Origin of the sequence: Methylobacterium longum (assembly GCF_022179385.1) — a bacterium.
GTDB lineage: Bacteria > Pseudomonadota > Alphaproteobacteria > Rhizobiales > Beijerinckiaceae > Methylobacterium > Methylobacterium longum.
Genome location: NZ_BPQS01000003.1, coordinates 137,552 through 163,179, shown reverse-complemented (window position 1 = coordinate 163,179; position 25,628 = coordinate 137,552). Strand labels below are relative to the sequence as shown.

Here is a 25,628-nt window from a genome sequence, read left to right as displayed (position 1 = left end):
GATCATGCGCATCTTAGCGGCGCTCGCCTGCATCATGGGCCTGACCGGCTGCACCTTCAAAGGCGTGCCCGATCCGACCCTGTCGTCCCGCGACGCAGCGTTCATGGCGCTCGTTCCCGAGGCGGAGTTCGATCCGCATTTCGCCCGGTATCAGGTCAGCGACCCGACGCATCAGCCGCCGGGGACGATCGTGGTCGAGACCCAGGAGCGACAGCTCTACCTTGTCCTGCCGGACGGCAAGGCGATGCGCTACGGCGTGTCGGTGGGTGACGAGGCCTACGGCTGGTCCGGCACCGCCCGGATCGACCGCAAGGCGGAATGGCCGGCCTGGAACCCGCCGGCCGAGATGATCAAGCGCTGGCCGCATGTCCATGCCATGGAGGGCGGACCGATGAATCCGCTCGGCGCCCGCGCCCTGTACCTCTCCGATCACGGCAAGGACACGCTCTATCGGATCCACGGCACCAACGAGCCGGAGAAGATCGGGCAGGCGGTGTCGTCGGGCTGCATCCGGATGCGCAACATCGACGTGGTCGACCTCTACAACCGGGTCCCGGTCGGGGCCACGGTCATCGTCCGGTAACGCAACTGATCAACGTCCCAATAAGCCTGCTTGATCGCGGCGTGTTTACCTGAACTTCCGTTCAGATCTGGCCATTAACCTCTGGCAGGGAAGCCGTCCCGTAAGTTGAAGACACACAGGGACAAGCACCGGCCGCAGCAAAGGTCGGAGGAGCAGGCAACCATGACCATGATCTCCGTTCAACAGTTCTGCAACCATGCGGTTTCGGCGGGCGCGATCAGCGACGAGGACCTGCTGGTCCTGAAGCGCGAGGTCCTGCCGGAGGGCTTCATGAGCCGCGAGGATGCCGACCTCCTGATCGCCCTCGAGCGGGCGGTGATCGGCTCCGACGCCTTCGCGGACTTCTTGGTGGCCTCGGTCGTCGACTTCGCCGTGTGGGGCACCCGGCCGACGGGCTACATCGATCGCGACGTCGCCGTTTGGCTCGCCGCCTCGCTGAGCGGACGTGAGGGCCCGAGCGCGGTCGGCGCCCGGATCGCCATGGAAGTGGTCCGCGAAGCGCAGGGCAGCGCCGAATCGCTGATGGTCTTCGCGCTGGAAGCCAACCGCCGGATCCGCGACGCGGTCCAGCCCGCCCGCATGACCTTCGCCCTCGCGGCCTGAGGCTTCGACCAAGGCGCAGCTTCCGTCCGCCGCGCATCTGATCTATCGGGACAGTCAAGCCGGTGTGCAATCCGGCGATCTCGAAAGCAGTGCGCCAGCGATGTTCGACAAGATCCTGATTGCCAACCGGGGCGAGATTGCCTGCCGGGTCATCAAGACCGCCCGAAGGATGGGCATCAGGACCGTGGCGGTCTACTCGGACGCCGACCGCGACGCGGTCCACGTCGCCATGGCCGACGAGGCGGTTCACATCGGGCCGGCTTCAGCCTCCGAATCGTATCTCGTCATCGAGAAGATCGTCGAGGCCTGCAAGAAGACCGGCGCCCAGGCCGTGCATCCCGGCTACGGCTTCCTCTCCGAGCGTGAGGCCTTCCCGAAGGCCCTCGAAGCCGCCGGCATCGTGTTCATCGGCCCGAATCCCGGCGCCATCGCGGCCATGGGCGACAAGATCGAATCCAAGAAGGCGGCGGCCGCCGCGGAGGTGTCCACCGTGCCGGGCTTCCTCGGCGTGATCGAATCGCCCGAGCACGCCAGGACGATCGCCGACGAGATCGGCTACCCGGTCATGATCAAGGCGTCGGCGGGCGGCGGCGGCAAGGGTATGCGCATCGCTTTCTCGGGCGAGGAGGTGGCGGAGGGCTTCGCCCGCGCCAAGTCGGAGGCGGCCTCCTCGTTCGGCGACGACCGGGTCTTCATCGAGAAGTTCATCACCGACCCGCGCCACATCGAGATCCAGCTGATCGGCGACAAGCACGGCAACGTCGTCTACCTCGGGGAGCGCGAGTGCTCGATCCAGAGACGTAACCAGAAGGTGATCGAGGAGGCCCCGTCGCCGCTTCTCGACAAGAAGACCCGGCGCAAGATGGGCGAGCAGGCGGTCGCGCTTGCCAAGGCCGTGAACTACGATTCGGCCGGAACGGTCGAGTTCGTCGCCGGACAGGACAAGTCGTTCTACTTCCTCGAGATGAACACCCGGCTGCAGGTCGAGCATCCGGTCACCGAGATGATCACCGGCCTCGACCTCGTCGAGCTGATGATCCGGGTCGCGGCCGGCGAGAAGCTGCCGATCACCCAGGACGACGTGAAGCTCAACGGCTGGGCGGTGGAGAGCCGCGTCTACGCCGAGGACCCGACCCGCAACTTCCTTCCGTCCATCGGCCGACTGACCACCTACCGGCCGCCGGAGGAGGGCCAGCAGGGCAAGGCGATCGTCCGCAACGATACCGGCGTCGAGGAGGGCGGCGAGATCGCCATCCACTACGACCCGATGATCGCCAAGCTCGTCACCTGGGCGCCGACCCGCGGCGAGGCGATTTCCGCTCAGGCCGAGGCGCTGGACGCCTTCGCCATCGACGGAATCCGCCACAACATCCCGTTCCTATCCGCTCTGATGGCGCATCCCCGCTGGCAGGAGGGGTGCCTCTCCACCGGCTTCATCGCCGAGGAGTTCCCGGACGGGTTCACCGCCCCGGAGCCGGCGGGTCCCGTGGCGATCCGCATGATGGCGGCCGCCGCGGCCATCGACCACAAGCTCAACCAGCGCAAGCGCGGCATCTCCGGCCAGATGCGGGCTCCGGGCCTCTTCGCGTTCGAGCGCGACCGGGTCGTGATCCTGGCCGGTCAAACCTTCCCCGTCACCGTTGAGACTGAGGGCGAGGATCTCTTGGTCACCCGCGAGGACGGGACGGCCCTGACGGTGGCCAGCGTGTGGCGCCCCGGCGAGCCGGTCTGGATCGGGACGATCGGGTCGGAGCGTGTGGCGATCCAGGTCCGTAGCCTGCTCAACGGCGTGTTCCTGCAGCATGCCGGCGCGGCCGCCGAGGCCCGGGTCTACACCCGCCGCGAGGCGGAACTCGCCGCGCTGATGCCGGTCAAGGAGCAGGCGGGCTCGGGCAAGCAGGTGCTCTGCCCGATGCCCGGCCTCGTGAAGCAGATCCTGGTCGCCGAAGGCCAGGAGGTGAAGAACGGCGAGCCGATCGCCATCGTCGAGGCCATGAAGATGGAGAACGTCCTCCGGGCTGAGCGCGACGCGAAGGTGGAGAAGATCCACGCCAAGGAGGGCGACAGCCTCGCGGTCGACGCGGTGATCCTCGAGTTCGCCTGAGTGCAACGCGCGATGCCGCCGCTGCCGTGAGCACCAGTCCCGGCGCCATCCTGACGGGCAGACAAAGCTGTCGGCGACGGCGCTGAACGATGTCGCGGTGGCCGAGGTCGTCATCGGCTTCGTCATGCCGATGACGGCGCTGAGCTCCGGCGATCCGAATGCGCCGGAGGAGCTGTCGGGGCAGGTTTTCGCCGCGACGTCGTAGGACGGAGCCCTATCGGTCCAATCTGAGTCCCTGGGCCAGATTTCCGACGGCGGCTCACCCCGTGGCATCCCTGCTGGAGATGCCGTCATCACGGAAGACGGCCTCCGAGGTTGCTTCGCAGCACCGGGGATCGGGGGCTGGGACCGACTCCATGAAGATCTGCGGCTTCGGACGGCGTCGTGCGGCCCGCCGCGGTATGACGGGGACATCGGTCCGCGGCGCGGCGCGGACCGCGTCGAGGAACTAAACGGCACCACCGCATGCCCCTTTACTTCGCCTACGGCGCCAACATGGATGCCGCCGCGATGGCCCGGCGCTGCCCGGTTTCGCGCCTGATCGGGGAAGGCCTCCTGACGGGACATCGCTTCATCGTCATGCGCGAGGGCTACGCCTCGGTGGTTCGCGATCCCCGCCGCGCCGTCTGGGGCGTCGTCTGGGACCTCGCGCTCGATGACATACCGGCCCTCGACCGCTACGAGGGCGTGGCGGGCGGCCTCTACACGAAGGCTACGCTGCCGGTCAGGACCGAGGCCGGTATCCGGCGCGCCCTCATCTACCTCGGATGCTCCACCGCCCCCGGCCGTCCGCGGCCCGGATACCTCGAGGCGGTCGTCGCCGCGGCGCGCGCGGCGCAATTGCCCCCGACCTACATCCGCGAGCTCAGCAGTTGGACGCGGGGACTTACGGCCTGACGGTTCGGCAATGGGCCGGCACTTGGTACGCGACGTGCTTTCCCCGGATCGAGCTGGAGGGCGAGCGGCAGCACCGTGCCCGGCCAGCCATCCGTGATTGCGCAGCGCGCCCGTCGGTCAACGCCGATCGGCCGGCGCCTGTGAGGGAGCATGTCGCATGTCGTATCTGGCGCCTGCCGATTTCGTGAAAAAAGCCGTCGACGCCGGTGAGGCGAAGGTCTTCATGGCCACCAAGGACACCTTCATCCGGGCCTACATGGCCGGCGCGATCCTGGCGCTGGCCGCCGCCTTCGCGGTGACCATCAACCAGACCACCGGACAGCCGCTGGTCGCGGCGCTGCTGTTCCCGGTCGGCTTCTCGATGCTGTACCTGCTGGGCTACGACCTGTTCACCGGCGTCTGCGTGCTGACGCCTCTGGCGCTGATCGACAAGCGGCCCGGCGTCACCGTGGCCGGCGTCGCCCGCAACTGGGTGCTGGTCTTCGTCGGCAATTTCGCCGGCGCCCTCACGACGGCGGTGATGATGTCGATCGTGTTCACCTTCGGCTTCGCCACCGAGCCCAACGCCGTCGGCAAGCTGATCGCCGGGATCGGCGAGGCCCGCACCCTCGGCTACGAGAAGTACGGCGCCTCGGGCATGCTGACGCTCTTCGTCCGGGCGATGCTGTGCAACTGGATGGTCTCCACGGGCGTGATCGGCGCCATGCTGTCGACCTCGGTGCCCGGCAAGGTGATCGCCATGTGGATGCCGATCACGGTGTTCTTCTTCATGACCTTCGAGCACTCGGTGGTGAACATGTTCCTGTTCCCGTCGGCGATCCTGATGGGCGGCCACCTGACCGTGATGGATTACCTGATCTGGAACGAGATCCCGACGCTGGTCGGCAACATCGTCGGCGGTCTCGCCTTCACCGGCCTGATGCTCTACTCCACCCACGTTCGTACCGGCGCACCGCGCAGCGCCGCGGTTGGCGCGAGCCTCCGTCACCCGATGGCGGCCGAGTAGGACAACGGAGGCCCGCGCAGTCGCGCGGGCCGTGCCCGGTGGAGACGGACCTGATGAGCGCGACGCGCACCGTTTCCATCATCGTCCGGGGCCGCGTCCAGGGCGTCTCCTACCGGGTCTGGACCCGCTCCGAAGCCCGCGCGCGGGGATTGCGCGGTTTCGTGCGCAACCGCGACGATGGATCGGTCGAGGCGCTGTTCAGCGGACCGGCCGACGCCGTGGCGGCGATGGAGACCGCCTGCCGGTTCGGACCGCCCGGGGCGCGCGTCTCCGACATGGATGTCCGTGAGCGCGACGACCTCGCCGCGCCGGAGGGCTTCGAGATCCTGCGCGACTGACCTCCGCGGTGCTGGCCAGTCCGGGCGGGTTCTGAACGGGGCTTCGGGCTGCTATGGCACCGCGACCCCTCGCGAATCCGCCGTCCGGAGATCATGAACGACCTGACCGTCGGCAGCACCGCCTTCTCGCCCCTGGATCTCGGCGCGCTCCTCTACTTCATCCTGGCCTGGATGGCGTACGGGCTCTCGGTGGGGCGCCTGCGCGGGCGCATGGTCTCGCTCAGCCAGATCATGAACGGTCACCGCTCCAACTGGGCCCGGCAGATCATCGGGCGCGACAACCGCGTGGTCGACACGCAGATCAACGCGTCCCTGCAGAACGGCACCGCCTTCTTCGCCTCGACCTCCCTCATCGCCCTCGGTTCGGTGCTGACCCTGTCGCGCTCCGGCGACGACGTGCTGAACCTCTTCGCGACGCTGCCCTTCGGCACGGTGGCGAACCGCCTGACCTGGGAACTGAAGGTCGCCGGCCTCGCGGTGGTTTTCGTCTACGCCTTCTTCAAGTTCGCCTGGGCGTACCGCCTGTTCAATTACGCGGCGATCCTCCTCGGGGCCATCCCGTCGAAGGGCTCGGGCGCCAGCGAGGACGAGATGATGCGGGCGGTGCGGCGGCTCGCGGCCATGAACGTGACCGCCGGACGGCATTTCGCCCGCGGCCAGCGGGCCTTCTTCTTCGCGCTCGCCTATCTGGGCTGGTTCGTGAGCCCCTACGTGCTCATCGTCTCGACGACGGCGGTCGTCGTCATCATGTGGCGGCGGCAATTCGCCTCCGAAATCCGCAAGGCTCTGCTGGAGGCGGGGGAGGGACCCCACGAGGGGCCGCTGCCGATCTCCGCGAAGGATATCAGGTTATGACCGACGCCAAGCCGGACGATGCGGCGATCGAGACGACGATGCTCAGCCTCGTGGCGGAGCGCGGCGCCGACAAGACCGTCTGCCCCTCGGAGGTAGCGCGGGCCCTCGGGGGTCCGCATCCGGACGGCTGGGGGCCGCTGATGCAGCCCGTGCGCCGCGTCGCCGTACGCCTCGCCCATGCCGGCCGGATCGCGATCCTGCGCAAGGGGAAGCGGGTCGATCCGGACGATTTCCGCGGCATCTACCGGCTGGCGCTCCCGGGGGCGGGCGCTGGCTCCGGGCCGGGAAGCCAGTCGGGCGTGTAGCCGGACCAGCGGTAGGCGGCCAGGCCGACCCACTCCTTCACGGCGAGGTCGAGCTGGAGCAAACCGTCCGAGGCGAAGCCGTTGACGCGGGTCAGGTCCGACCAGCCCCGCGTCCGGTAATCCACCGGGAAGGCGTCGACTGTGAACCCGGCCTGCCGGAAACAGCCGATCGCCCGGGGCATGTGCCACGCCGATGTCACGAGGAGCCAGCGTTCCCCCGGCTTCGGCTGGACCAGCGCCGCCGTGAAGGCGGCGTTCTCGTACGTGTTGCGCGAGCGGTTCTCCAGGATCAGCCGCGTGCGGGGAACGCCGATGACGTCGGCCTGCCGGCTGATGACATCGGCCTCGGCGACGCCGCCGCCGATGAAGCCGCTGCCGCCCGAGAAGACGAGGCGCGCGCCGGGGAAGCGCCGGGCGAGCTCGGCGAGGTAGATCGGCCGTTCGCCGGCATCGTTCACGACGACCTGATCACGGGCCTCGGATAGGCCCGCCTCGACGGCGCCACCGAGCACGATGATGCCGGCCGGGGCCGGGGCGTCCGCGGGAAAGGGTGCGAAGCGCTGCTCCAGCGGCAGCAGGAGCGCTTCGGAGAGCGGCGCCAGACCGCCGAGCGCGAGGCCGAGGGCCCCGAGCGTCGCCAGACCGGTTCCGGTGCGCCGCAGCCGCGTCGTCGCCGACAGTAGAAGCCCGGCGAGGACGGTGAAGATGAAGAGGTTCGACGGGGTGATCAGGAAGTAGATCACCTTGGAGGCGGGAAAGAACACGGGCGATCAGGCCGGCTTCGTCTCGGCCTCGAACCGGGCGAGTGCCGCGGCATCGGGCGGCAGCAGGCTCGCGAGGCTCTCGCCCCGCTCGGCCTCGCGCTGGATCCAGAGATCGAGCCGCTGCTGCTCGACGGCCTCCAGGGCGACGCGCTCGGCGAGCGCGACCGGGAGGGCGACGATGCCGCTCTCGGTGCAGACCACGATATCCCCGGGATGGATCGCGGCGCCTCCGCACGCGACCGGCTCCTGCACGGACACGAGGGCCAGCGTCCCCGCCGCCGCTTCCGGCGCACTCCAGACCGGCAGCCCGACCACCTCCGGCAGGGCGGCGTCCGTGACGAGGCCCGCGGCGCCGCACTGGCCGAGCCGCGCCGCGAGGATCGCACCGAACGGCAGGGCGAGACCGGAGGCGGCTGTATCGATCACCACGATCGCGCCCTCGGGAATGGCGTCGACCGCCGCCGCGAGGTCGCCCACCGCATCGCCGCGGGCCGGGATCATCCGCAGCGTGTAGGCCTCGCCGATCGCGCGCTCGCCGCGGCCGGCCAGCCCGCGCGGGCTGAAGGCTTTCACGCCCGCGCGGGTGAGGGCGCGGGCGAGACTGGCCGGCGTCACGGCGGAGAGCGCGTCGCGCAAGGTCGGGTCGATCGCCATGGGGAACTCCGTCACGGCGGCCCGCTGCGGGCGGCGCGCCTTGCCAAGGTATATCTGCCAAGGTGTATCGGGCGGGCGCGCCGGCAAGCCCGAGGCGTGCTCAGCCGACCGGTTCGCCCAGCGCCCGCGCGGCGCCCGGACGCGCGGCGATGCTGTCGTACCAGCGGCGCAGCGCCGGGCGCTCGGCCCGCTCGGCCGGCAGATTGAGCCAGCGATGTGCCGCGCAGCCCAGGGCGATGTCGGCGATGCCGAAGCGATCGCCGGCCACGTAGGCCCGGTCGGCGAGGTGCCGCTCCAGGATCGCCGCCATCCCCTCGCTCCTCTTCAGGGACTCGGCGACGAGGGCGTGGTCGGGATCGGCGGACCGGAAGAGTTGCCAGAACGCGTCGCGCATGGCCGGCGTGAAGCTGGTCGACTGCCAGTCGATCCACTGCTCCGCGTGGGCCCGCGCGCGGGGAGCCTCCGGCAGCGCCAGGGCGGGGACGGTCGCCGCCAGGTAGCGCAGGATGGCGTTCGACTCCCAGAGGACGAAGCCGTCCTCCTCCAGGGTCGGGACCAGACCGTTCGGATTCAGGGCGCGGTAGGCGGGGTCGTTGACCACGCCGTGCGCACCGCCGGCCTCGATCCGCTCGTAGGCGAGGCCGGCCTCGTCCAGGCCCCAGACCGCCTTCTGCACGTTGACCGAGGTGAGCCGTCCCCAGAGCCTGCGCATCGTCTCAGAGTTCTCCGTCACGTTTCGGCGGGTAGGCGTGCTCGCGCCCGTTCGGATCTGTCACCTGCAGGCCGTCCGCGGCCTCGCGCAGGTAGCCGGGACCGACCGGGACCTTGCCATGACCGCCGGGGATGTCGAGCACGTAGGTCGGCTGCGCCAGCCCCGAGAGACGCCCGCGCAGCGACCGCATCAGCGCCTGGCCCTCGGCGACGCTCGTGCGCAGGTGACCGGTCCCGGGGGCGAGGTCGCCCTGGTGCAGGTAGTAGGGCTTGATCCTGTTCTCCACGAAGGCGCGCATGAGCGCCTCCAGGGTCGCGGCCTCGTCGTTGACGCCGCGCAGCAGCACCGATTGGCTGACCATGGGGATCCCCGCGTCGACCAGCCGCGCGCAGGCGGTGCGGGCCTCCGGGGTGAACTCCCGCGGATGATTGGCGTGCAGCGCCACGAAGACCGCGCCCCGGAACTGCCGCAGCGCCTGCACCAGAGCGTCGGTGATGAGGGCCGGCTGGACCACGGGCACGCGGCTGTGGAGGCGCATGACCCGCACGTGCGCGATGCCGGCGAGGCGCTCCGCGATCACGCCGAGCCGGCGGCTCGAGAGGGCAAGGGGATCTCCGCCCGTGAGCACCACCTCCCAGATCCGCGGATCCGCCGCGATGTAGGCCAGGGCGGCGTCGAGTTCGGCGTCGGTCAAGGTCCCGAGACCGTTCGGTCCGACCATCTCCCGGCGGAAGCAGAAGCGGCAATAGACCGGGCAGACGTGCAGGGGCTTGAGCAGCACGCGGTCCGGGTAGCGGTGGACGATCCCGGTCACCGGCGCGTGGGCGGCGTCGCCGATCGGATCCGCGCGCTCCTCGGGCTCGGTGACGCTTTCCCGGGCGACGGGAACGAACTGTCGGCCGATCGGGTCGTCCGGGTCATCGGGGTCGATCAACTCGGCCATGTCGGGCGTGACCGATACGGCGTAGCGCGCGATCACGGCGCGCAGGGCCTCGGCGTCGAGGTCGGAGACCAGCCCGGCGGCGGCGAGATCGGCGGCGCTGCGCAGGACACGGTTCACGGCAGGGTCTCCACGACCGGGGTCCAGATCACGTCGTCGATGCGGCTCGCCCCGCAGGCGAGCATCGCGAGCCGGTCGAAGCCCAGGGCGATCCCGGCGGCCTCGGGCATGTGCCCGAGCGCGGCGAGGAAGTCCTCGTCGATCGGGTAACGCTCGCCGTAGACCCGGAGCTTCTCCGCCATCTCGGCCTCGAAGCGGCGGCGCTGTTCCGCCGGGTCAGTCAGCTCGCCGAATCCGTTGGCGAGTTCCACACCGCAGGCGTAGAGCTCGAAGCGTTCGGCCACGCGGGGGTCGTGCGCCGCCGGGCGGGCCAGGGCCGCCTCGCACACCGGATATCCATACAGGATGGTCGGGCGCCCCATCCCGAGATGCGGCTCGATCCGCGCCACCAGGACGCGGGAGAACAGATCCGCCCAGGTGTCGTCGGCGGCCACCCGCAGACCTGCGCCGATGACGGCGTCGGCGAGGGCGTCGCGATCCGTCTCTCCGCTCGGCGCCACGGTTGCCAGCAGATCGATGCCGGCGAAGCGCTCGAAGGCCTCGGCCAGCGTCAGCCGCTCCGGCTCCGCGCGCGGGTCCGCCTCCCGACCCCGGAAGGTGAGCCGGCAGATACCGGCGGTCTCGGCGGTGAGGCTCAGGAGGGCGGCGCAATCCTCCATGAGCGCCACGTAGGCGGCGTCGGCCCGGTACCATTCCAGCATGGTGAATTCGGGGTGATGCAGCGGCCCTCGCTCGCGGTTGCGGAACACGCGGGCGACGCTGAACAAGCGCGGCTCCCCCGCGGCCAGCAGCTTCTTGCAGGCGAATTCCGGCGAGGTGTGCAGGTAGAGCGGCGTGCGCGCCCCGCTGGCGCCCAGGGCCTCGGTGGCGAAGGCCGACAGGTGGGCCTCGTTGCCCGGCGAGACCTGCAGGCAGGCGGCGTCGACCTCGACGAACCCGCCGGCGTCGAACCATGCGCGGAACGCGGCCAGGATGCGGTTGCGCAGGAGCAGCGCCGGGCGGCGATCGACGTGGCGGTCCGGCGACCACCAGGAATCGGCCGGCTGGCTCATGACCGGCCCCGGGTTCCCGGCGGCGATCCTCGTCGGTCGGGACGCGATCGGCTTCGGTCGGATTGCTCGTTCCCAGGCACGTCCGATCCTTGGCCCTGACCCTGGCGGGGCGCTACCGCCCTCGTCGCGACGCGCAGCCCGCCCCGGAGGCTTCACACCCGCGCGCTGGCAACCGGGCCGCAGATGCGATAGTGGCGGGGACCGAGATGCAGCGCCCGCGCTTGGCGCGTGCCGCCCCCCTTGTCAATGCAGGACGTCATTCCGTGAAGGTGATCGCTTCAACGCTCCGTAAGGGCAACGTCGTCGAGAAGGATGGCAGGCTTTACGTGATCCTGTTTGCCGAGAACATCCATCCCGGCAAGGGCACCCCGGTGACCCAGCTCGACATGCGCCGCATCACGGACGGCGTGAAGGTGTCGGAGCGTTACCGCACCACCGAGCAGGTCGAGCGCGCCTTCGTGGAGGATCGCGAGCACACCTTCCTGTACAGCGACAGCGAGGGGTTCCACTTCATGAACCCCGAGAATTACGAGCAGATCGCCGTTCCCAAGGACGTGGTCGGCGACGCCGCCCCGTACCTTCAGGAGGGCATGGCCGTGATGCTCTCGGCCCATAACGGCGTGCCGCTGACCATCGAGTTGCCGCAGCGCGTGACGCTGGAAGTCGCCGAGACGGAGCCGGTCCTGAAGGGCCAGACGGCGTCGTCCTCCTACAAGCCCGCCACACTGTCGAACGGCGTCCGCACCACCGTGCCGCCGCACATCGCGGCCGGAACCCGCGTCGTCGTCATGACGGCCGACGGTGCCTATGTCGAGCGCGCGAAGGACTGATCCGAGGATCCGTCAGCGCGTCCCCTGCGCGGCCCGCTCGATGGCCGCGTAGCAGCCCTGGGAGAGGGCCTGCGCGCGCAGGCGCTCGGATCCGCTGAACGGCCGTCCGTCCTCCCGAAACAGGTCCTCGCGCATCAACGCCTCCGAGGTGCAGCGGGCGGCGATCCGGCAGAGGGGCAGCTCGCCGCCGGTACGGGTGCAGATCGTCGCGTAATCGGCCCGGAAGGCCCGGACGCCGGCCCGCGGGTTGGGGCCGGTCAGCGTGACGAGGCCGGTCAGCAGCGCCAGCAGCACCGGCTGGTGAATGAGGTAGATGGCGAGGCTGTGACGTCCCGCGAAGACCGCCGATCGGGCGAAGGGCGACGCCGGTTGCCAGGCGCCGAGTCGGGAATCCGCCAGCCGCGGTAGGCCGATCCGCCCGAGCACGATGCCGGACAGCACGAGGCCGAACCACGGGAAGAGCGGCACGTAGTCGTTGGTCCGCGGCGTGACTGTCCCCAGTCCCAGGAAGAGCAGTGCCGGAGCGTCGAGGATCGGCGCCCGCACGAATTGCGGCGCGGCGATCACCGCCGCCGCCGCGAGCGCCGTGACGGGCGCCGGTAGGAACAGGAACGGCAGGCCGACCACGCTCGCGACCGCGATGCAGTGCAGGACGCCGAAGAACACGAAGGCGTCCGGGAAGGCGACCCAGGTTCCGATTGTCACCGCCAGGGCCGCGGCGCTGATCCGCCCCAGCCGCAGAAGCGTCGGCCTGAGGCGGATTCCCCGGCCGTTCATCAGCACCAGCCCGACGCCGACGAGCACCAGGAAGGTGCCGGCGATCAGTTCGGCGGCGAGCCGTCCGGCCGGCGTGCCCGCATAATTCTCCCCGGTCAGACGCAGATGACCGAGGTCCCAGAGCGTGTGGTAGGTCGCCATCGCGGCGAGCGCGGCGGCGCGGGTCGCATCGACGATCGGGAGACGGCGGCGCGTGAGGGCGGCGCCGGGTGCGGTGGCGGGACGGTCGAGGGCGATGTCTGCGCGCATGAGCCGATCCCAAACCATGTCGGCGGTGCAGATGCCATCCCGTCGCCGGCGACGGGGGACCTGACCGCGCGGGGTGCCGATCCGCTCTCGAAAACGTGACACGCGGTCAGGGTTGGATCCCCCTTCCGGTCGGCCGCCTTCGGTCACGAAATCGGCCCTGTGGTGATCGAACCGGAGCCCCGTTCGGCGCCCCTGCTGCGACCGATCGACTGTTGCTGCGCCGCCTCCCAGGGCCAAGATTGCATCTCGTGCGGCCTTTTCTGCCGGTCAAATGGGCTTCCCGGGAATCAGGACTTCGTTAATCTTGCCTTGAGAGCGCGCGGCGTGATTCGGTGTAGGTTGCTCGGCCATGTCTGACGAACGCGGAAGCGGGGCTGAGAATCCCGAGCGGATCGTGGGTCTTCGGACCGACGAGACCAACCCGCACGAGGAGGAGGCGCTCGACCTCGTCGAGGTGGCAGGCCGCATCAAGTGGTTCGACATCTCCAAGGGCTTCGGCTTCATCGTGCCGGACGACGGGGCGCCGGACATCCTGCTCCACGTCACCTGCCTGCGGCGGGACGGCTTCCAGGCGGCCAGCGAGGGCGCGCGCATCGTCGTGGAGGCCGTGGAGCGGCCGCGGGGTTGGCAGGCGTTCCGGGTGGTCTCGCTCGATCAGGCGACGGCGCTGCATCCCTCCGAGATGCCGATGCCGCGCACCCACGTCTCCGTGACGCCGACGAGCGGGCTGGAGACAGCCGTGGTGAAATGGTTCAATCGCCTGCGCGGCTTCGGATTCCTGACCCGCGGCGACGGCACTCCCGACATCTTCGTCCACATGGAGACGCTGCGCCGGTACGGCATCGCCGAATTGAAGCCCGGCGATGCGGTGCTGGTGCGGTACGGGGACGGGTCCAAGGGCGTCATGGCCGCCGAGGTGCGGCTGATCGACGGGGCGCTGCCGGCCTCCCACTGACGCGGCAGGCTCACGAGGCCGCCGCGTCGACGCCCGACAAGGCCCGACCTGACGAGGCTCCGCCTCGACCGGATCGGATTCCCTCTGCGGGCGTCCTGGTCTATGTCGGCGCACCCGGCCGAGCAGTTTGCGCGTCATCCCATGAGAGGCCCGAGCCCGTGAGAGTCCTGTCCCGTGCCGTCTCGGCCGCCGCGCTGGCCTGCCTGAGCCTCGCCGCGTCCGCGCCCTTCCCCGCCGTCCATGCCCAGGCGGCGCGGGCCGCGACCGCCAAGTCGGAGCCCTTGACGATCGTCACGCAGTCCGGTCCCCGTCGCTTCGACGTGGAGGTGATGCGCGACGATGCCGGGCGGTCCCGCGGCCTGATGTTCCGCCGGAGCATGGCGCCCGATCACGGGATGCTCTTCGATTTCGAGCGGGATGAACCCGTCACGATGTGGATGAAGAACACCTATCTCCCGCTCGATATGGTCTTCATCCGGCCCGATGGCACTATCAGCCGCATCGCCGCCGATACGGAGCCGCTCTCGACCGCCATCATCCCGTCCGGCAGTCCGGTCGTCGCCGTCCTCGAGCTCAACGCCGGGACAGCGGCGAAGCTCGGGATCAAAGCCGGCGACCGGATCGAGCATCCCTTGTTCAAGGCGCGCTGACAGGCGCCGCGCGATCAGTGAACGCATCGGGAACAATCGCCTTGACCGCCGCAGAGATCCGCGCCAGTGTTCCGGCAATGTTCCGGGAGGCCGGGACGGTGCTCCAGCGCGGAGGATCCGATGAGCGACGTGGCCGGGGCCGAGCTGTTCGGCAATGACGATTGGTCGGTGCAGGCGGACGGGATCGAGCACCGCGCCACCGGTTATTTCATCGCCCGGGAGGTCGTTGCGGCGCGGCGGGCGGAGGGCCTGTGGGACTGGCCGCTGCAGATGGCCGAGAAGCGCTGGTGCCGGCCGAGCCTGTTCCGCGAAGCGTTCCTCGCCGCCCTCGACCGGTTCGGGATCGGACGCGACGCCGACCTGCTCCGCTCCTTCGCGCTCGGCTACGGCATCCGGGCCGTGATGTCGCCGGCCGCGGATGTCTTCGTGAGCCTGGCCGACGTGCTGCAGCCGCGCGACGCGCCCGAGACCGTCCGGACGGCGCACCGACGGCCGGCCCGCGCGCTCGCCGCCGCAGGGGCGTGACGACCTCGGCGCCTTTGCCGCCGGGCCGATGAATTGACCGCGACCTGCATCCCCGGATAGCCCTCCATATCGGGGTTTGGGAGCGTCCTTATGGCAGAGCAGGATCAAGCGGGACTCGACGGGTTGATCACACCGCCGCTGTCACGGCGCGGCTTCGTGATGACGAGCCTGATGAGTGGCCTCACGCTGGCCACGACCCGCGTCGAGGCTCAGGTGATCCATACCGACACCGCGGGAATCGAGGCCGGCGAGGTGAAAATCCCGGCGGCGGACGGACCGATGCCCGCTTATCGCGCCGTTCCCGAAGGGGCGGGTCCCTTCCCGGTCGTCCTGGTGATCGAGGAGATCTTCGGCGTCCACGACTACATCAAGGACGTCTGCCGGCGTCTCGCCAAGGCCGGCTACTGCGCGGTTGCCCCGGAACTGTATGCCCGGCAGGGTGATCTCTCCACGATGACGGATGCCAAGGTGATCATCCGGGACGTTATCTCGAAGACGCCGGACGCGCAGTGGATCGGCGATCTCGACGCCACCGCGGCCTGGGCGGCCTCGGCCTCCAAGGGTGATCTGAACCGCCTCGGCGTGATGGGCTGGTGCCGCGGCGGACGCGACGTGTGGCTCTACGCCGCGCATCGCCGCGACCTCAAGGCGGCGGTCGCCTGGTACGGACCCGTCGGCGGCGAGCGCACGGACATCCAGCCGCGGACCGCGGGTGACGTGGCCGCCGAGATCAACGCGCCGCTCCTCGGCCTCTACGGAGGCGCCGATACCGGCATCCCGGTCGCAGCCGTCGAGGAGGCCCGCGACAAGGCGAAGGCGGCAGGCAAGAGCGTCGAGCTGGTGGTCTATCCCGACGCGCCGCACGGCTTCCACGCCGATTACCGCCCGAGTTATCGTCGCGAGCCCGCCGAGGACGGCTGGAGCCGGGCGCTCGCCTTTCTCAAGGCGCACGGCGTCGGCTGACATCGTCGATCTTCGGCTCGGAAGGGGACGATCATCGCGGTCTGTGTTACTCAGGACACGGCCACAACTTGTCGATTATGCAAGGATCCAAGGAGGATCTGTGCCTGCGCGGGTCCGGCACTTCGTTGCGATCGGTCCGTTGAACCGATCGCGGCGATCGCCGTTCAGCCCCAGTAGAGTGTCCTGGCCCATGAGCGAACCGGTACAGCCTGGCCAGAAGCCCGTCATTCTCGTCGTGGAGGACCAGCCCGACGAGCGCTTCCTCGCGGCCACGTTGCTGGAGGATACCGGTTTCACGGTGATCGAGGCGGAGACCGCCGACCGGGCGCTCGCCATCCTGAACGATCGGGGCGACGAGGTCAGCGTCGTCTTCTCGGACGTGCGCACCCCCGGCCCGATCGGCGGATTCGAGCTGGCGCGGATCATCGGGGTGACGTGGCCCCGGGTGCGCGTCCTGCTGACCTCCGGCGATGCGGGCGATCAGCCGAGCGACCTGCGCGTGTCGGCCACCTTCATCCCAAAACCCTGGCGCGCCGAGGACATCCTCGCCTGGGTGGAGCAGGCCGCGGGCCGGCCCTCGGCCGCGCCTGGTCCGTCCGTCATCGGACCGGGCGGAAAAATTATCACGCCGGGTTTGGAAACCTGAGGCGACGGCGGTGTTGTACGCCACTCCCGGCGCATGCTGCGTCCGGTCCAACCCAATACAATCGATCCCGTACGCAACCATGAAGATCGTCGCCGCCAATCACGCCGATAGCCTCCGTCGCCCCGGCTCGTGGGATACGGACGCGATCGCCGTCCTCGATACCGTGCGGGAGGAGCTTCGCGGCTTCTACGGCGACGCCCACGACGACCTGCCGGTGGAATTGACCACGTTGGCGCAGCGTCTCGACAGCATCGAGCCGGGGCAGGGGCGCGCAGCCTAGGCCTGACATCCGGCCGATGTGGAACATCCTCTGACGCGGCAGAACGAGGTCGCCACGATGAGGTCGGCGGTGAGTCGCCAAGACCGGAGAATCTGCTATTCAGCGCTCTCTGGATCTGCCGACGCATCGCGTCTCTCAATCGAGCCCTTCATGCGTCTCCCTGATCTTCGCGGATCGCTCGCTGCGGCCGCGATCCTGGCCCTGTCCGGCCTCGCCGCGCAGGCCGCCACACCGCCACCGCAACCGGCCGAGGGGCCGGGCGGCGTCGGTGATCGCAAGGCGACCGTGACGAAGCGCCTGCTGGGGCGCGGCACGGCCACCACCTTCGCGTTCTACGCCGCCGGCGACGCACCGCAGGCCGGCCGGCCGGTGGCGATCCTCCTGCACGGCTGGGGCGTGGTGAACCCGCAGAGCTACGGCGGCTGGATCGATCACTTGGTCCGCCAGGGCTGGCTCGTTCTAATGCCGCGGTTTCAGGAGGTGAACCGGACTCGTCCGGCAGATGCGCCCGGTATCGCCGAGAATCTTCTGAAGGCCGCCTTCGGCGATCTCGCGTCGGACGCTGCGGCCAAGCCCGATCTCGCGCGCGTCGCGATGATCGGCCACCTCGCCGGGGCGCCGCTCGCCATGGACCTGGCCGCCGATTCCAAGACCCGTGGCCTGCCGATCCCCAAGTTGATCTTCGCGGTGACGCCCGGCGGCATCGCGAGCGGCCCCAAGTCGCGGGGCATCACCCTCGGCGACCTGGCGTCGATCGATCCGTCGACCCTCATCGTCACCATGGTCGGCGACAAGGATACGCGGGCAGCCGATCTCGCCGCCAAGCGCCTGCTGCGCGAAGCCGCGGCCGTGCCACTGGAGCGCAAGCTGTTCGTGCGCGCGCTCTCGGACGATCACGGCTTCCCCGCGCTCACCGCGACGCTGGCGGCGCCGGCGGGGCTCGATACCGCCTACGACGGCGGGGCGATCAAGCCGGGTCCGGAGCCCAAGGACGCGAAGGAAGCCACCAAGCCGCCGCCCTTCCGCTGGTCGGCCGACATGGCGCTGACGGGCGAGCAGCAGACGCTGGTCTCCCAGATCAATGTCGCCCGGGTGGACGCCCTGGATTACCTGGGCTTCTGGAAGACCTTCGACCTCGCCGCCGCGGCGGCGTTCGGCGGCTCGGACGCCACCGCGCTCAAGAACAATGCGCGGCTCGCCGACATGGAACGTTGGAGCGACGGCTGGCCTGTCAAGCGGCTCGCGGTGGAAACGCCCCGTCCGACGCCGGCGGTGCAGGCCGGGAGCCCGGCGCCCGCACCCCGCAAGCGCTGACGCGCGGCGCCCTTGGCGACGGCGTCGGCGCCTTGGCGTTGGCGCGAGGCTTGCTAAGCTGATCCCGTTCGAAACGGGGTCTGATCATGCCCGAGTTCGTCGCCAGCCTGCTCGCCGCAGCGGCCTTCTGCCTGACGCTGATGGCGCTGAACGCACTCACCCGGGTGCTGATCCAGGCGCAACTCGCCCTTCCGGACCTCGGAGAGACGGGGTTCCTGCAGATCGGCGGCGCCCTGGTGGTCGCCCGCGTGGCGTACCACCGGGCCCCGCATCGTCGGACTTTCTGAGGATCCGCGGACCCCTCGGCCCGGGCTCGCGAAATTCCCCGGCGGTCCTGTTCGGACACCGCGCGACCTTCGCTCGTTCGTCGAGGTTCCGTCATCCGGCCACCTCCTGCGGTGAAGGACGCGGAGAGCAACCCTCGCGGGGCCTTCGGGACGCGCAGAAGTGCCGGAATTCGTCCTGCGACGCTCGCCGATCCGGGCGCCTCCGTCGGGGGCGGGGTCCCGGTTGTCCCCTAGCGCAGGAAGGTTCCGAACGAGCGGGGTCCATTTCCTGTCGGAATGGTCTTGAGGACCTTGAGCGTCTGCGCGTCGAGGACACTGAGCGTGTTGTCGCCCCAGTTGGCCACGTAGATCCGGCCAGCGCCGTCGGCCGCGATGCCTTCGGGATGATCGCCCACATCGATGTCGTCGATCGGCTTGAGGGTCGCCAGATCGAAGGCCGTGATGCTGCCGGCATACTGGTCGGTGACGAAACCCCGCCCGCCGGAGAGGGCGATGACGTAGGGGCGCCGGCCGGTCGGGATCCGGCCGATCTCACGGCCGGCGGCGAGGTCGATCACCGAGACGTCGTCGCTCGTCACGTTGGCCGTGTAGGCGCGTCCGGCGGGCGCATCGAGGGTGATGCCGAATGGATGCTGCCCGACCGGGATGACCTTGGTCTCCCGGCGCGCCTCAGCATCGACGACCGAGACGGTGTCGGCCTCGCGGTTCGCCACGTAGAGCGTCGCCCCGTCCGGACTGACGGCGATTCCGGACGGCGATGCGCCGACCACGATCTCGCCGTCCGGCGTCAGGGTGCCGTCGCACTCGGACAGCACGAACAGGCGATGACCGTACCAATCGGCCACGTAGACCCGGCCGCCCCGCGGATCGGCCGCGATGCCGAGCGGTCCCCCGGGCAGGGGCACCTCCGACAAGACACGACCGGCGTCGAGGTCGATCACCGCCAGACCGTGACCTTCGGGCCGGGTGACGTAGGCGCGCTTGCGATCCGAAGAGAGCGCGATCCCGGCGGGCGCCCCGTCGACCGGGATGCGCCGCACGACCGTGCCGGCGGCGAGGTCGACGATCTCGACCGCGCCGCCGAGTTGGGCCGTGACGACCGCTTCCCGCGCCGGCTCGGCATGCGCGGCCGACGCGATGAGGACGAGGCCGGCGGCGCGTGCCGCCTGGCCCAGCCGCAGCTTCATGAACCCTTCTCGACCTTCGCCTTGAGGTTCGCGAGGCTCGCCTTGATCCAGTCGCCGACGCCCTTCTCGGACGCTTCGTCGTTCAGGTTCGGCGGCGGATCGTTGTTCATGTACCCGCGGTAAAAGGCGGCCTTCCACTCGACCTTCGACTTCGCGTCGCCGGCCGGCTCGACCGTGATCGTCGCCGAATAGTCGTTGGCAGGCAGATCCTTCACGTCGACCTTGTCGATATAGTAGGACCAGGTCTTGTCTTCGGGCTTGTACTTGTTGCTCGTCTCGGCGATCTGATCGCCGTTCTTCAGCGTCAGGGTGCGCTTGAACTTGCTCGCCGGATCTCCGGTCAGCTCGGTCTTGGCGACGTTCTGAACCCAATCGGCGTTCTTCACGTCGCCGACGACCGCCCAGACCTTGTCGGCCGGCGCGTTGATCTCGATCGACTCGGTGATCTTGCGCCGGGTCGGGCCATGGGCCTGCGCGGTGGCGGCAACTAGCGCCGCCGTGGCCGCCAAGGCCAGGGTAATTTTCTTCATCTTGTCCTTCTCCTCCCGCCTTCAGCGGTCGTCGCGACCGAGAACGCGCGCCTCGGAGCCGAGAGCCGCCGCGACCTTGTCCTCGATCCAGCCCCAGGCCTCGCGCTCGCGTGGACCCGCGGTCTTGCCGATGGCGATGGCGAGATAGGCCATCTCCGTCAACACCTTGTCGGGCTCCAGCATGTGAAGCCGCGTTGAAAGAATGGCGGCCTCCAGAACGGCGGCCTGGGCGCGGTTATAACCGATGAAGGGTGCGTGCGCCGCGCTGTGGACCAGGCGTCCGAGGAAGCGCGGCCGCGTCTCGTGGTGCTCGACACCGGCGACCTCGAACTCGGCATGGCCGAAGCTGTCGGCGAGGCGGCGGCCCGGGATGACGTCACAGGCCCGCGTCGGCCACTCGCGCCGGCCGGTCACGGCGCCGGCGATCACCCTGATGTCGCGCGGACTGGAGGCCGCGAAGCTGGGAATCGCCTCCAGGTTGACGATCGTCGGTGACGGTCGAAACGGCGCCAGCACATAGCCGTCCGCCTCGCCGATCAGGCCGAAGGGGACGAGGTGCAATTCACCCGCAGGTGACACGGTCGTGACGACGGTCTCCAGGATCAGCGGCATCGGATCACGCCCTGTCGGCCGGCACGAGGCGGCCACAGACCAGCTTCGCCGGCGGGTCCTGCGGTCGCTCGGGGGCGGATTCGGCGCGCGCCTCAGCCTCCGACACGGTGCGGGGCGGACCCGCATCGGCCTCCGGCCCGGACAGGCGCGCGTCGCGGGTGCCCGGCGGCGGGGCGTCGGGCCCGGAATGGCGGGTGTGACCCGCCTTCTTGAAAGCGGTGGCGTCCTCGAGATCGGCATCGGCAGCGCAGCCCCAGTCGAGGGGTTCGTCCTGCACGTAGCGCTTGCCGAGCCGCCACGCGGTCTCGGCCTTGGCGAGTTCCGCACCGAGGTAGAAGGCGTGGGCGCCGTCGCTCGCGACGTCCAGGTCCGGGAAGAAGGCCATCGCGTCGGTCCCGACCTTGTGGATGTCGCGGTTGTAGACGTGGATCCCGTCCTCCGCGACCGCGATCCGGTAGTTCGGATCGCGCACCTCGGAGGCGGCCTGGGTAAGCTCCTCGGAGGTCTGGACGAAGGGACGCTTGTCGTGGAGCGCCAGCAGGGCCCGGCCGTAGCCCTTCGGGAGCGAGGAATCGGCCTTCGCGGCATACATCACCCGTCTCGCGGCGTCGTGCTCCTCGACGGTTCGGCGGGTGTGGTTTGAGACCTGGACGATCAGCACGTTGCGGATGGCGAGTTCGGAGCACATGCCGACGAGGAGCGCGGTCACGCCGAGCGAATCCGCCTCGGTCAACTCGGTCAGGTTGCCGGTGCCCATCATCATCTCGATCCCGGGCCAGCGGGCGCGGGTGTCGCGGTAGCGTGCGACAGAGTCGACGAAGCCGTGGTGGATCGGCTCGAGAATCGGATCCGCCAGGAACGGTCGCCCGGCCTCCTGCATCCGAGCGATGGCACGGTCGAGGGAGGGCAGGTCGTCCGGACGCGTCGGCACGAGCACCGGCACCGCCTCGGTCTCGAAGGCGAGGTCGAGGGTTTCCTCGTTCAGGCTCAGCAGGAAATCGGCTCCGGCCGCCGCGCCGCGGGCGAGTTCCTCGCGGGAGAACGAGTCGACGCTGACCTTGAGCCCCGCGTTCTTCAGAGCCCGCACCGCGTCCTCGAGGTGCGGGAAGGGCGTGTCGGGCAGGCCGCCGAGATCGATGACGTCAGCGCCCCGCCGCGCGAGGTCGAGCCCCTTCGCCAGGATCTCGGCGACGCTCATCTTCGACGCATCGACGATCTCGGAGAAGATCCGCAGGTCGTGGCGGGAGAGGTCGACCTTCCGGGCGGTCAGGCCGAGCCAGGCGGGCAGGTCGACCACCTCATCGGGGCCGCGCTCCACGGGAACACCGAAATGTTCGGCGAGGTGCTGAGGGTTGGCCCGGCAACGACCCGGTAGGATCACCCGGGTGGCCGCCTCGGGCAGCGTGACGCGGCGGCGAATGATCTCCTCAGTCATCAACGCCGCGACCTTCACGCCGGCATCCGCGATGCTCCACCGGAACGTCTCGGGCAGGCCGGCCGCGACCTTCTCCAGGCGGGCCCGGGCGAGGCGACCGGTGATGAAGACGAGGTGCTCGGGCGCGCTCATGCGGCATCCCTCATGGCGACCGCCACGGTGCGGCTCGGTCCCCAGATCTCGATCCGGCCGCCGTAGCGGGCCGCGAAGGCCGGAAAGGCGGCGTCCACGAGACCGTGCTGCGCCAGCGTGGCGGCATCCTGCCCGCCGGCGGCGTCCGCCGACTTCACCAGCACGCAGCGATCCGCATCGATCCGACCGGCGAGCCAGAGGGCGAGGCTGTCGGAGGTCACGTCCCAGGTCTCGGGGATGTCCGGGTGCCCGCCCCGCAGTCTGCGCGGGTTCCAGATCCGCGCCGTGACGGTGGTGGATTCCGCCCAGGGCTCGAAGCTCTGCACGAGCCGCGGCTCGATCCCTCGGAAGATTCCGGCCGCGTCGCTCATGGCATCCAGGGCCCGGCGATGGGCCTCGGCGTCGCTGAAGCCCTCGCGGGCCTGAGCCGCCCGCACGGCGCCCGCGAAGGTGCCGCCGCCCGGGACGACGATGCAGCGTCCATGCGTGCCGTCGGCCAGGGCTTGCAGCACGGCGCGGCGGCGGTGTGGATCCGCCTCCAGGCTGCCGCCGATCTTGAAGACCGCAGTCACGCGGCGTCCCGCCGGCTCGGCCGCAGGACCCGCAGCGCCTCAGCGATCCGCAGCGGATCGATGCCGTTGCGCCGGTCGAAGTCGCGGCAGAGGCCGCCGCGGAACCCGAGGTAATCCGAACCGTGTCCCAGGAGGTTCGGGATGTCGATGACGCGCAGCGAGCCCGCGAGGCCGCTCATGAGCCCGTGCCGGCGGCAGGCGGCCGTGAAGGCCGCCAGATCCTCGGGCCCGGCCAGATCGGGCAGGCGGGCGCCGCCCTTGCCCGCGGTATCGATCATGGCGCCGGCGAACCCGGCCCGCGCCAACTCCGGCACCAGCGCGGCTGCCGGCCCGTCCTCCGCGAAGAGCACGGCGATGAGCCGGCCGGGCGCCGCGGCGGCAAGCTCGGCGCGGGCCGCGATGGTCCGCCGACCGTCCGCGTCGAGCCCGGTCTTCACCCAGTCGACGCCGGTCGCCGCCATCGCGGCCACGCCCGTGGCGACGGGATCGGCCACCGCGCTGGTCTGTGCGGCGCCGGCCACGCGGACCAAGATCTCGCGCACGACGACCGGGTCGAGGGCGCCCAGGGCACCCCGCCCGGGGTCCTTGGCGTCGATCAGGTCGGCACCGGCGAGCCGCGCCGCCTCGGCCTCGGCGGGGTCGCGGACGCTGACGAGGAGACGGGGGAGGGCACTGTCTTCGATGGTGGACGCGGGCACGGACGACTCAAAATGTGACGGAACGCCTCAGGATTTCCCGGGGAGCGGCTCGGCGAGCAGGCGGTTCTTCACCACCCACCGCATGGCGTGGGCCCAGGTGTCCTCGGTGTCGGCCCGGATCGTCACCTGGCCACCCCGCACCGTCTTGCCGGTCTCGGCCTCGGCGATGGTGACATTCAGATTGAAGATCTGACCCGATCCCTTCTCCACATAGCCGGTCACGACGAGGTCCGCACCCAGGCTCTTGCCGATATCCGACGCGCAGCCGTTGCACTTGTAGAGCGGTCCCTCCTTCGCCACGATATCGGCCTTCGGCGCCGTGTCGACGATCTCCAGCCCAGCCTTCTCGTGGAGCGCCTTGCGCAGTTCGTCGGTCACGAGGGCGAGCTTCTTGGTGTCAGCCGGCCGGGCTCGGGCTCCGTACGAGGCGCCGGGCTCGAACAGCTCCACCGTGAACACGGCGGCCTTCTCGGCACCGAGGGCGGCACCGGGCAGACCTGCCCCCAGGGCGACGAGACCGCACGCAATGGCCGCTTGCAGGGTCAGGTGGCGCATGGATGGGCCTTTCTCTCGACGATCCGGCCGCCGCCTCGGGCGACCTCGGTCCCCGCATAGGTCGGGCGAAGGGACAATTTGGCAATGTACTTCGCGGCTTCCATGACCCACGACGGGTCGCGACGGGCCACGACGGGATCGTGAACGTCGGGACGACCAGTCGCGGTTGAGCGGCCGGAGCGGAAGCTGATAGAGGCCGCGCCTATGCACGATCCTGCATTCGAGACCCTTGTCCCGCGGCCCGGCCGTCGGCGGCTGATCCGGACGGCGCTCGTCCTGCTCGCACTGGCACCGGCCGTCGGACACGCGCAGCAGCAGGCGCCGCAGCCCGCGCCGCCACCACCGACGCAGCCGCTCGACACGCATATCGGCCTGATCTACCGGCCGCAGCCCGCCCCGTCCTCCTACGACGCCGAGGCGGCGCCCGAGGATGAAGGGCTCGCCGGCGCCAGGATGGGCATCGCCGACAACAACACCACCGGCCGCTTCACCAAGCAGACCTACGCGCTCGACGACGTAGCGCTCACCGACGACAAGTCGGATCCGGTGGCGGCCGCCAAGAACCTCGTCGCGAAGGGGGTCCGCTACCTCATCCTGGCGCTGCCGGCCGACGCGGTCCTGGCGGTGTCGGATGCGGTGAAGGATTCGGGTGTGGTCGTGCTCAACGCGGGCGCCTCGGACGACCGGCTGCGCGGCGCGGATTGCCGCGCCAACGTGTTCCACGTCCTGCCGTCCCGGGCGATGCTCACCGACGCCCTGGCGCAGTACCTCACGGTGATGCGCTGGCGGAAGATCTTCCTGATCGTCGGCCCGACCGATGCCGACAAGGCCTATGCCGACGCGGTGCGCAACTCGGCGCGGAAGTTCGCGCTGAAGATCACCGCGGAGAAGCCCTGGACCTTCGGCCCGCTCGCCAAGGCGCGCGGCGACACGCCCACCCGGGCGGAGGCGATGGTCTTCACCCGGGGCCTCGATTACGACCTGGCGATCGTGGCCGACGAGGAGGGCGACTGGGGCGACTACGTCTCCTACCGCACGGTGGATCCCCGGCCGGTCGGCGGCACGCAGGCGCTGACGCCGACGACGTGGTCCCCGGTTCTCGAGACCTGGGGTGCCGCGCAGGCGCAGAACCGGTTCCGGCGGCTCGCCTCACGGCTGATGCGCCCCCTGGATTATCAGGTCTGGGCCGCGGTACGGACGGTCGGCGAGGCCGTGACCGCCAAGAAGACCAACGATCCGGCGGTGATCGCGCCCTACCTGGTGGAGCCGGATTTCACGCTGCCGGCCTACAAGGGCGTGCCGCTGAGCTACCGGCCCTGGGACCATCAGCTGCGGCAGGCGATCATCGTGGTTCAGCCTAAGGCGCTGGTCTCCGTGGCGCCCGAGCAGGGGTTTCTGCACCAGCGCACGCCCCTCGATACGCTGGGGGTGGATCTTCCGGAGACCACCTGCAAGTTCAAGTGAACGGGGTGCCTGCGGCGTTGATGGACGCGCGGCA

The 25,628-nt window shown here is 70.0% G+C and carries 31 protein-coding genes; 18 read left to right on the top strand and 13 right to left on the bottom strand.

What is annotated here, in order from left to right; genetic code table 11:
- Positions 1-4 precede the first annotated feature (4 nt).
- From MFF58_RS04205 to MFF58_RS04170, 8 genes are all read left to right on the top strand, one after another.
- The gene (locus MFF58_RS04205) at positions 5-583 is read left to right on the top strand and encodes a L,D-transpeptidase (protein ID WP_238285558.1); all 579 of its coding nucleotides are present in this window, start codon (positions 5-7) and stop codon (positions 581-583) included.
- Positions 584-745: 162 nt separating this feature from the next.
- Entirely contained in the window at positions 746-1,186 is a 441-nt protein-coding gene (locus tag MFF58_RS04200; protein ID WP_238285557.1) for a hypothetical protein, read from the top strand.
- Positions 1,187-1,286: 100 nt separating this feature from the next.
- Complete coding sequence (locus MFF58_RS04195) at positions 1,287-3,290, top strand: acetyl-CoA carboxylase biotin carboxylase subunit (protein ID WP_238285556.1); 2,004 nt, start codon at positions 1,287-1,289, stop codon at positions 3,288-3,290.
- A gap of 465 nt (positions 3,291-3,755) precedes the next feature.
- Positions 3,756-4,187 (top strand): gamma-glutamylcyclotransferase family protein, encoded by a 432-nt coding sequence (locus tag MFF58_RS04190; RefSeq protein ID WP_238285554.1) that lies wholly within the window; start codon positions 3,756-3,758, stop codon positions 4,185-4,187.
- A 157-nt stretch (positions 4,188-4,344) separates the two neighbouring features.
- Entirely contained in the window at positions 4,345-5,193 is an 849-nt protein-coding gene (locus MFF58_RS04185) for a formate/nitrite transporter family protein (RefSeq protein ID WP_238285553.1), read from the top strand.
- Positions 5,194-5,246: 53 nt separating this feature from the next.
- Entirely contained in the window at positions 5,247-5,531 is a 285-nt protein-coding gene (locus tag MFF58_RS04180) for an acylphosphatase (protein WP_238285551.1), read from the top strand.
- Between the two features lie 93 nt (positions 5,532-5,624).
- Positions 5,625-6,386 carry a DUF599 domain-containing protein gene (locus MFF58_RS04175; protein ID WP_238285550.1) on the top strand — a complete coding sequence of 254 codons (762 nt, stop codon included), beginning with the start codon at positions 5,625-5,627 and terminating at the stop codon, positions 6,384-6,386.
- The gene (locus tag MFF58_RS04170) at positions 6,383-6,691 is read left to right on the top strand and encodes a DUF3253 domain-containing protein (RefSeq protein WP_238285549.1); all 309 of its coding nucleotides are present in this window, start codon (positions 6,383-6,385) and stop codon (positions 6,689-6,691) included. The genes MFF58_RS04175 and MFF58_RS04170 overlap by 4 nt, the downstream gene beginning before the upstream one ends.
- Here MFF58_RS04170 and MFF58_RS04165 read toward each other — a convergent pair.
- The 5 genes from MFF58_RS04165 to epmA all read right to left on the bottom strand — a co-directional run bounded on the left by MFF58_RS04165 (position 6,628) and on the right by epmA (position 10,933).
- Positions 6,628-7,455, bottom strand: coding sequence for a YdcF family protein (locus tag MFF58_RS04165; RefSeq protein ID WP_238285548.1), 828 nt, complete (start codon positions 7,453-7,455; stop codon positions 6,628-6,630). The two genes, MFF58_RS04170 and MFF58_RS04165, sit on opposite strands and share 64 nt — an antisense overlap.
- A 6-nt stretch (positions 7,456-7,461) precedes the next feature.
- On the bottom strand, positions 7,462-8,109 hold the full coding sequence (locus tag MFF58_RS04160) for an RraA family protein (RefSeq protein ID WP_238285547.1): 648 nt from the start codon (positions 8,107-8,109) through the stop codon (positions 7,462-7,464).
- Between the two features lie 100 nt (positions 8,110-8,209).
- Positions 8,210-8,821, bottom strand: a complete 612-nt coding sequence (locus MFF58_RS04155) for a glutathione S-transferase family protein (RefSeq protein WP_238285546.1) — start codon at positions 8,819-8,821, stop codon at positions 8,210-8,212.
- A gap of 4 nt (positions 8,822-8,825) precedes the next feature.
- Positions 8,826-9,881: a lysine-2,3-aminomutase-like protein gene (locus MFF58_RS04150; protein ID WP_238285545.1), complete on the bottom strand. Its 1,056-nt coding sequence runs from the start codon at positions 9,879-9,881 to the stop codon at positions 8,826-8,828.
- Positions 9,878-10,933 (bottom strand): EF-P lysine aminoacylase EpmA, encoded by a 1,056-nt coding sequence (gene epmA, locus MFF58_RS04145; RefSeq protein ID WP_238285544.1) that lies wholly within the window; start codon positions 10,931-10,933, stop codon positions 9,878-9,880. The genes MFF58_RS04150 and epmA overlap by 4 nt, the downstream gene beginning before the upstream one ends.
- A gap of 206 nt (positions 10,934-11,139) precedes the next feature.
- Here epmA and efp point away from each other — a divergent pair, with 206 nt between their 5' ends.
- Positions 11,140-11,763, top strand: a complete 624-nt coding sequence (gene efp / locus MFF58_RS04140; protein ID WP_238285708.1) for an elongation factor P — start codon at positions 11,140-11,142, stop codon at positions 11,761-11,763.
- Between the two features lie 12 nt (positions 11,764-11,775).
- On the opposite strand, the gene MFF58_RS04135 is transcribed toward efp, so the two are convergent.
- Positions 11,776-12,789, bottom strand: a complete 1,014-nt coding sequence (locus MFF58_RS04135; protein WP_238285542.1) for an acetyltransferase domain-containing protein — start codon at positions 12,787-12,789, stop codon at positions 11,776-11,778.
- A 349-nt stretch (positions 12,790-13,138) separates the two neighbouring features.
- Between MFF58_RS04135 and MFF58_RS04130 the strand changes: the two genes are divergently transcribed.
- From MFF58_RS04130 to MFF58_RS04095, 8 genes are all read left to right on the top strand, one after another.
- On the top strand, positions 13,139-13,744 hold the full coding sequence (locus tag MFF58_RS04130) for a cold-shock protein (RefSeq protein WP_238285541.1): 606 nt from the start codon (positions 13,139-13,141) through the stop codon (positions 13,742-13,744).
- Positions 13,745-13,902: 158 nt separating this feature from the next.
- On the top strand, positions 13,903-14,394 hold the full coding sequence (locus MFF58_RS04125; RefSeq protein WP_238285540.1) for a DUF192 domain-containing protein: 492 nt from the start codon (positions 13,903-13,905) through the stop codon (positions 14,392-14,394).
- A 120-nt stretch (positions 14,395-14,514) separates the two neighbouring features.
- Positions 14,515-14,919 (top strand): hypothetical protein, encoded by a 405-nt coding sequence (locus MFF58_RS04120; protein WP_238285538.1) that lies wholly within the window; start codon positions 14,515-14,517, stop codon positions 14,917-14,919.
- Between the two features lie 90 nt (positions 14,920-15,009).
- Positions 15,010-15,882: a dienelactone hydrolase family protein gene (locus MFF58_RS04115; protein ID WP_238285537.1), complete on the top strand. Its 873-nt coding sequence runs from the start codon at positions 15,010-15,012 to the stop codon at positions 15,880-15,882.
- A 190-nt stretch (positions 15,883-16,072) separates the two neighbouring features.
- Complete coding sequence (locus MFF58_RS04110; protein WP_238285536.1) at positions 16,073-16,528, top strand: response regulator; 456 nt, start codon at positions 16,073-16,075, stop codon at positions 16,526-16,528.
- A gap of 79 nt (positions 16,529-16,607) precedes the next feature.
- Positions 16,608-16,808, top strand: a complete 201-nt coding sequence (locus tag MFF58_RS04105) for a hypothetical protein (protein ID WP_238285535.1) — start codon at positions 16,608-16,610, stop codon at positions 16,806-16,808.
- A 150-nt stretch (positions 16,809-16,958) separates the two neighbouring features.
- Positions 16,959-18,122, top strand: a complete 1,164-nt coding sequence (locus MFF58_RS04100) for an alpha/beta fold hydrolase (RefSeq protein ID WP_238285534.1) — start codon at positions 16,959-16,961, stop codon at positions 18,120-18,122.
- 86 nt (positions 18,123-18,208) lie between these two features.
- Positions 18,209-18,409 (top strand): hypothetical protein, encoded by a 201-nt coding sequence (locus MFF58_RS04095; RefSeq protein WP_238285533.1) that lies wholly within the window; start codon positions 18,209-18,211, stop codon positions 18,407-18,409.
- Positions 18,410-18,639: 230 nt separating this feature from the next.
- Here the strand turns inward: MFF58_RS04095 and MFF58_RS04090 are convergent, their stop codons facing one another.
- Genes MFF58_RS04090 through MFF58_RS04060 form a run of 7 tightly spaced genes read right to left on the bottom strand, consistent with a single transcriptional unit; the run spans position 18,640 to position 24,130 of the window.
- Positions 18,640-19,596, bottom strand: a complete 957-nt coding sequence (locus MFF58_RS04090) for a YncE family protein (RefSeq protein ID WP_238285532.1) — start codon at positions 19,594-19,596, stop codon at positions 18,640-18,642.
- A complete protein-coding gene (locus MFF58_RS04085) occupies positions 19,593-20,126 on the bottom strand; it encodes an SRPBCC family protein (protein WP_238285530.1) in 534 nt (177 codons plus the stop codon). Before MFF58_RS04085 ends, MFF58_RS04090 begins: the two co-directional genes overlap by 4 nt.
- A 21-nt stretch (positions 20,127-20,147) precedes the next feature.
- A complete protein-coding gene (locus MFF58_RS04080) occupies positions 20,148-20,738 on the bottom strand; it encodes a DUF447 domain-containing protein (protein ID WP_238285529.1) in 591 nt (196 codons plus the stop codon).
- A 4-nt stretch (positions 20,739-20,742) separates the two neighbouring features.
- Complete coding sequence (locus MFF58_RS04075) at positions 20,743-22,305, bottom strand: DUF6513 domain-containing protein (protein WP_238285528.1); 1,563 nt, start codon at positions 22,303-22,305, stop codon at positions 20,743-20,745.
- The gene (locus tag MFF58_RS04070; RefSeq protein WP_238285527.1) at positions 22,302-22,877 is read right to left on the bottom strand and encodes an amino acid kinase family protein; all 576 of its coding nucleotides are present in this window, start codon (positions 22,875-22,877) and stop codon (positions 22,302-22,304) included. Before MFF58_RS04070 ends, MFF58_RS04075 begins: the two co-directional genes overlap by 4 nt.
- On the bottom strand, positions 22,874-23,575 hold the full coding sequence (locus tag MFF58_RS04065) for a (5-formylfuran-3-yl)methyl phosphate synthase (protein WP_238285526.1): 702 nt from the start codon (positions 23,573-23,575) through the stop codon (positions 22,874-22,876). The genes MFF58_RS04070 and MFF58_RS04065 overlap by 4 nt, the downstream gene beginning before the upstream one ends.
- A 27-nt stretch (positions 23,576-23,602) precedes the next feature.
- Complete coding sequence (locus tag MFF58_RS04060) at positions 23,603-24,130, bottom strand: DUF3280 domain-containing protein (RefSeq protein ID WP_238285525.1); 528 nt, start codon at positions 24,128-24,130, stop codon at positions 23,603-23,605.
- 204 nt (positions 24,131-24,334) lie between these two features.
- On the opposite strand from MFF58_RS04060, the gene pedA1 reads away from it, so the two are divergent.
- Positions 24,335-25,594 (top strand): lanthanide ABC transporter ABC transporter substrate-binding protein PedA1, encoded by a 1,260-nt coding sequence (pedA1, locus tag MFF58_RS04055; protein WP_238285524.1) that lies wholly within the window; start codon positions 24,335-24,337, stop codon positions 25,592-25,594.
- Positions 25,595-25,628: the final 34 nt, after the last annotated feature.

Coding starts and splice junctions, on each gene's coding strand:
- MFF58_RS04205 (WP_238285558.1), top strand. CDS start 5: ATGCGCATCTTAGCGGCGCTCGCCTGCATCATGGGCCTGACCGGCTGC.
- MFF58_RS04200 (WP_238285557.1), top strand. CDS start 746: ATGACCATGATCTCCGTTCAACAGTTCTGCAACCATGCGGTTTCGGCG.
- MFF58_RS04195 (WP_238285556.1), top strand. CDS start 1,287: ATGTTCGACAAGATCCTGATTGCCAACCGGGGCGAGATTGCCTGCCGG.
- MFF58_RS04190 (WP_238285554.1), top strand. CDS start 3,756: ATGCCCCTTTACTTCGCCTACGGCGCCAACATGGATGCCGCCGCGATG.
- MFF58_RS04185 (WP_238285553.1), top strand. CDS start 4,345: ATGTCGTATCTGGCGCCTGCCGATTTCGTGAAAAAAGCCGTCGACGCC.
- MFF58_RS04180 (WP_238285551.1), top strand. CDS start 5,247: ATGAGCGCGACGCGCACCGTTTCCATCATCGTCCGGGGCCGCGTCCAG.
- MFF58_RS04175 (WP_238285550.1), top strand. CDS start 5,625: ATGAACGACCTGACCGTCGGCAGCACCGCCTTCTCGCCCCTGGATCTC.
- MFF58_RS04170 (WP_238285549.1), top strand. CDS start 6,383: ATGACCGACGCCAAGCCGGACGATGCGGCGATCGAGACGACGATGCTC.
- MFF58_RS04160 (WP_238285547.1), bottom strand. CDS start 8,109: ATGGCGATCGACCCGACCTTGCGCGACGCGCTCTCCGCCGTGACGCCG.
- MFF58_RS04155 (WP_238285546.1), bottom strand. CDS start 8,821: ATGCGCAGGCTCTGGGGACGGCTCACCTCGGTCAACGTGCAGAAGGCG.
- epmA (WP_238285544.1), bottom strand. CDS start 10,933: ATGAGCCAGCCGGCCGATTCCTGGTGGTCGCCGGACCGCCACGTCGAT.
- efp (WP_238285708.1), top strand. CDS start 11,140: ATGCAGCGCCCGCGCTTGGCGCGTGCCGCCCCCCTTGTCAATGCAGGA.
- MFF58_RS04135 (WP_238285542.1), bottom strand. CDS start 12,789: ATGCGCGCAGACATCGCCCTCGACCGTCCCGCCACCGCACCCGGCGCC.
- MFF58_RS04130 (WP_238285541.1), top strand. CDS start 13,139: ATGTCTGACGAACGCGGAAGCGGGGCTGAGAATCCCGAGCGGATCGTG.
- MFF58_RS04120 (WP_238285538.1), top strand. CDS start 14,515: ATGAGCGACGTGGCCGGGGCCGAGCTGTTCGGCAATGACGATTGGTCG.
- MFF58_RS04115 (WP_238285537.1), top strand. CDS start 15,010: ATGGCAGAGCAGGATCAAGCGGGACTCGACGGGTTGATCACACCGCCG.
- MFF58_RS04110 (WP_238285536.1), top strand. CDS start 16,073: ATGAGCGAACCGGTACAGCCTGGCCAGAAGCCCGTCATTCTCGTCGTG.
- MFF58_RS04105 (WP_238285535.1), top strand. CDS start 16,608: ATGAAGATCGTCGCCGCCAATCACGCCGATAGCCTCCGTCGCCCCGGC.
- MFF58_RS04100 (WP_238285534.1), top strand. CDS start 16,959: ATGCGTCTCCCTGATCTTCGCGGATCGCTCGCTGCGGCCGCGATCCTG.
- MFF58_RS04095 (WP_238285533.1), top strand. CDS start 18,209: ATGCCCGAGTTCGTCGCCAGCCTGCTCGCCGCAGCGGCCTTCTGCCTG.
- MFF58_RS04090 (WP_238285532.1), bottom strand. CDS start 19,596: ATGAAGCTGCGGCTGGGCCAGGCGGCACGCGCCGCCGGCCTCGTCCTC.
- MFF58_RS04085 (WP_238285530.1), bottom strand. CDS start 20,126: ATGAAGAAAATTACCCTGGCCTTGGCGGCCACGGCGGCGCTAGTTGCC.
- MFF58_RS04080 (WP_238285529.1), bottom strand. CDS start 20,738: ATGCCGCTGATCCTGGAGACCGTCGTCACGACCGTGTCACCTGCGGGT.
- MFF58_RS04075 (WP_238285528.1), bottom strand. CDS start 22,305: ATGAGCGCGCCCGAGCACCTCGTCTTCATCACCGGTCGCCTCGCCCGG.
- MFF58_RS04060 (WP_238285525.1), bottom strand. CDS start 24,130: ATGCGCCACCTGACCCTGCAAGCGGCCATTGCGTGCGGTCTCGTCGCC.
- pedA1 (WP_238285524.1), top strand. CDS start 24,335: ATGCACGATCCTGCATTCGAGACCCTTGTCCCGCGGCCCGGCCGTCGG.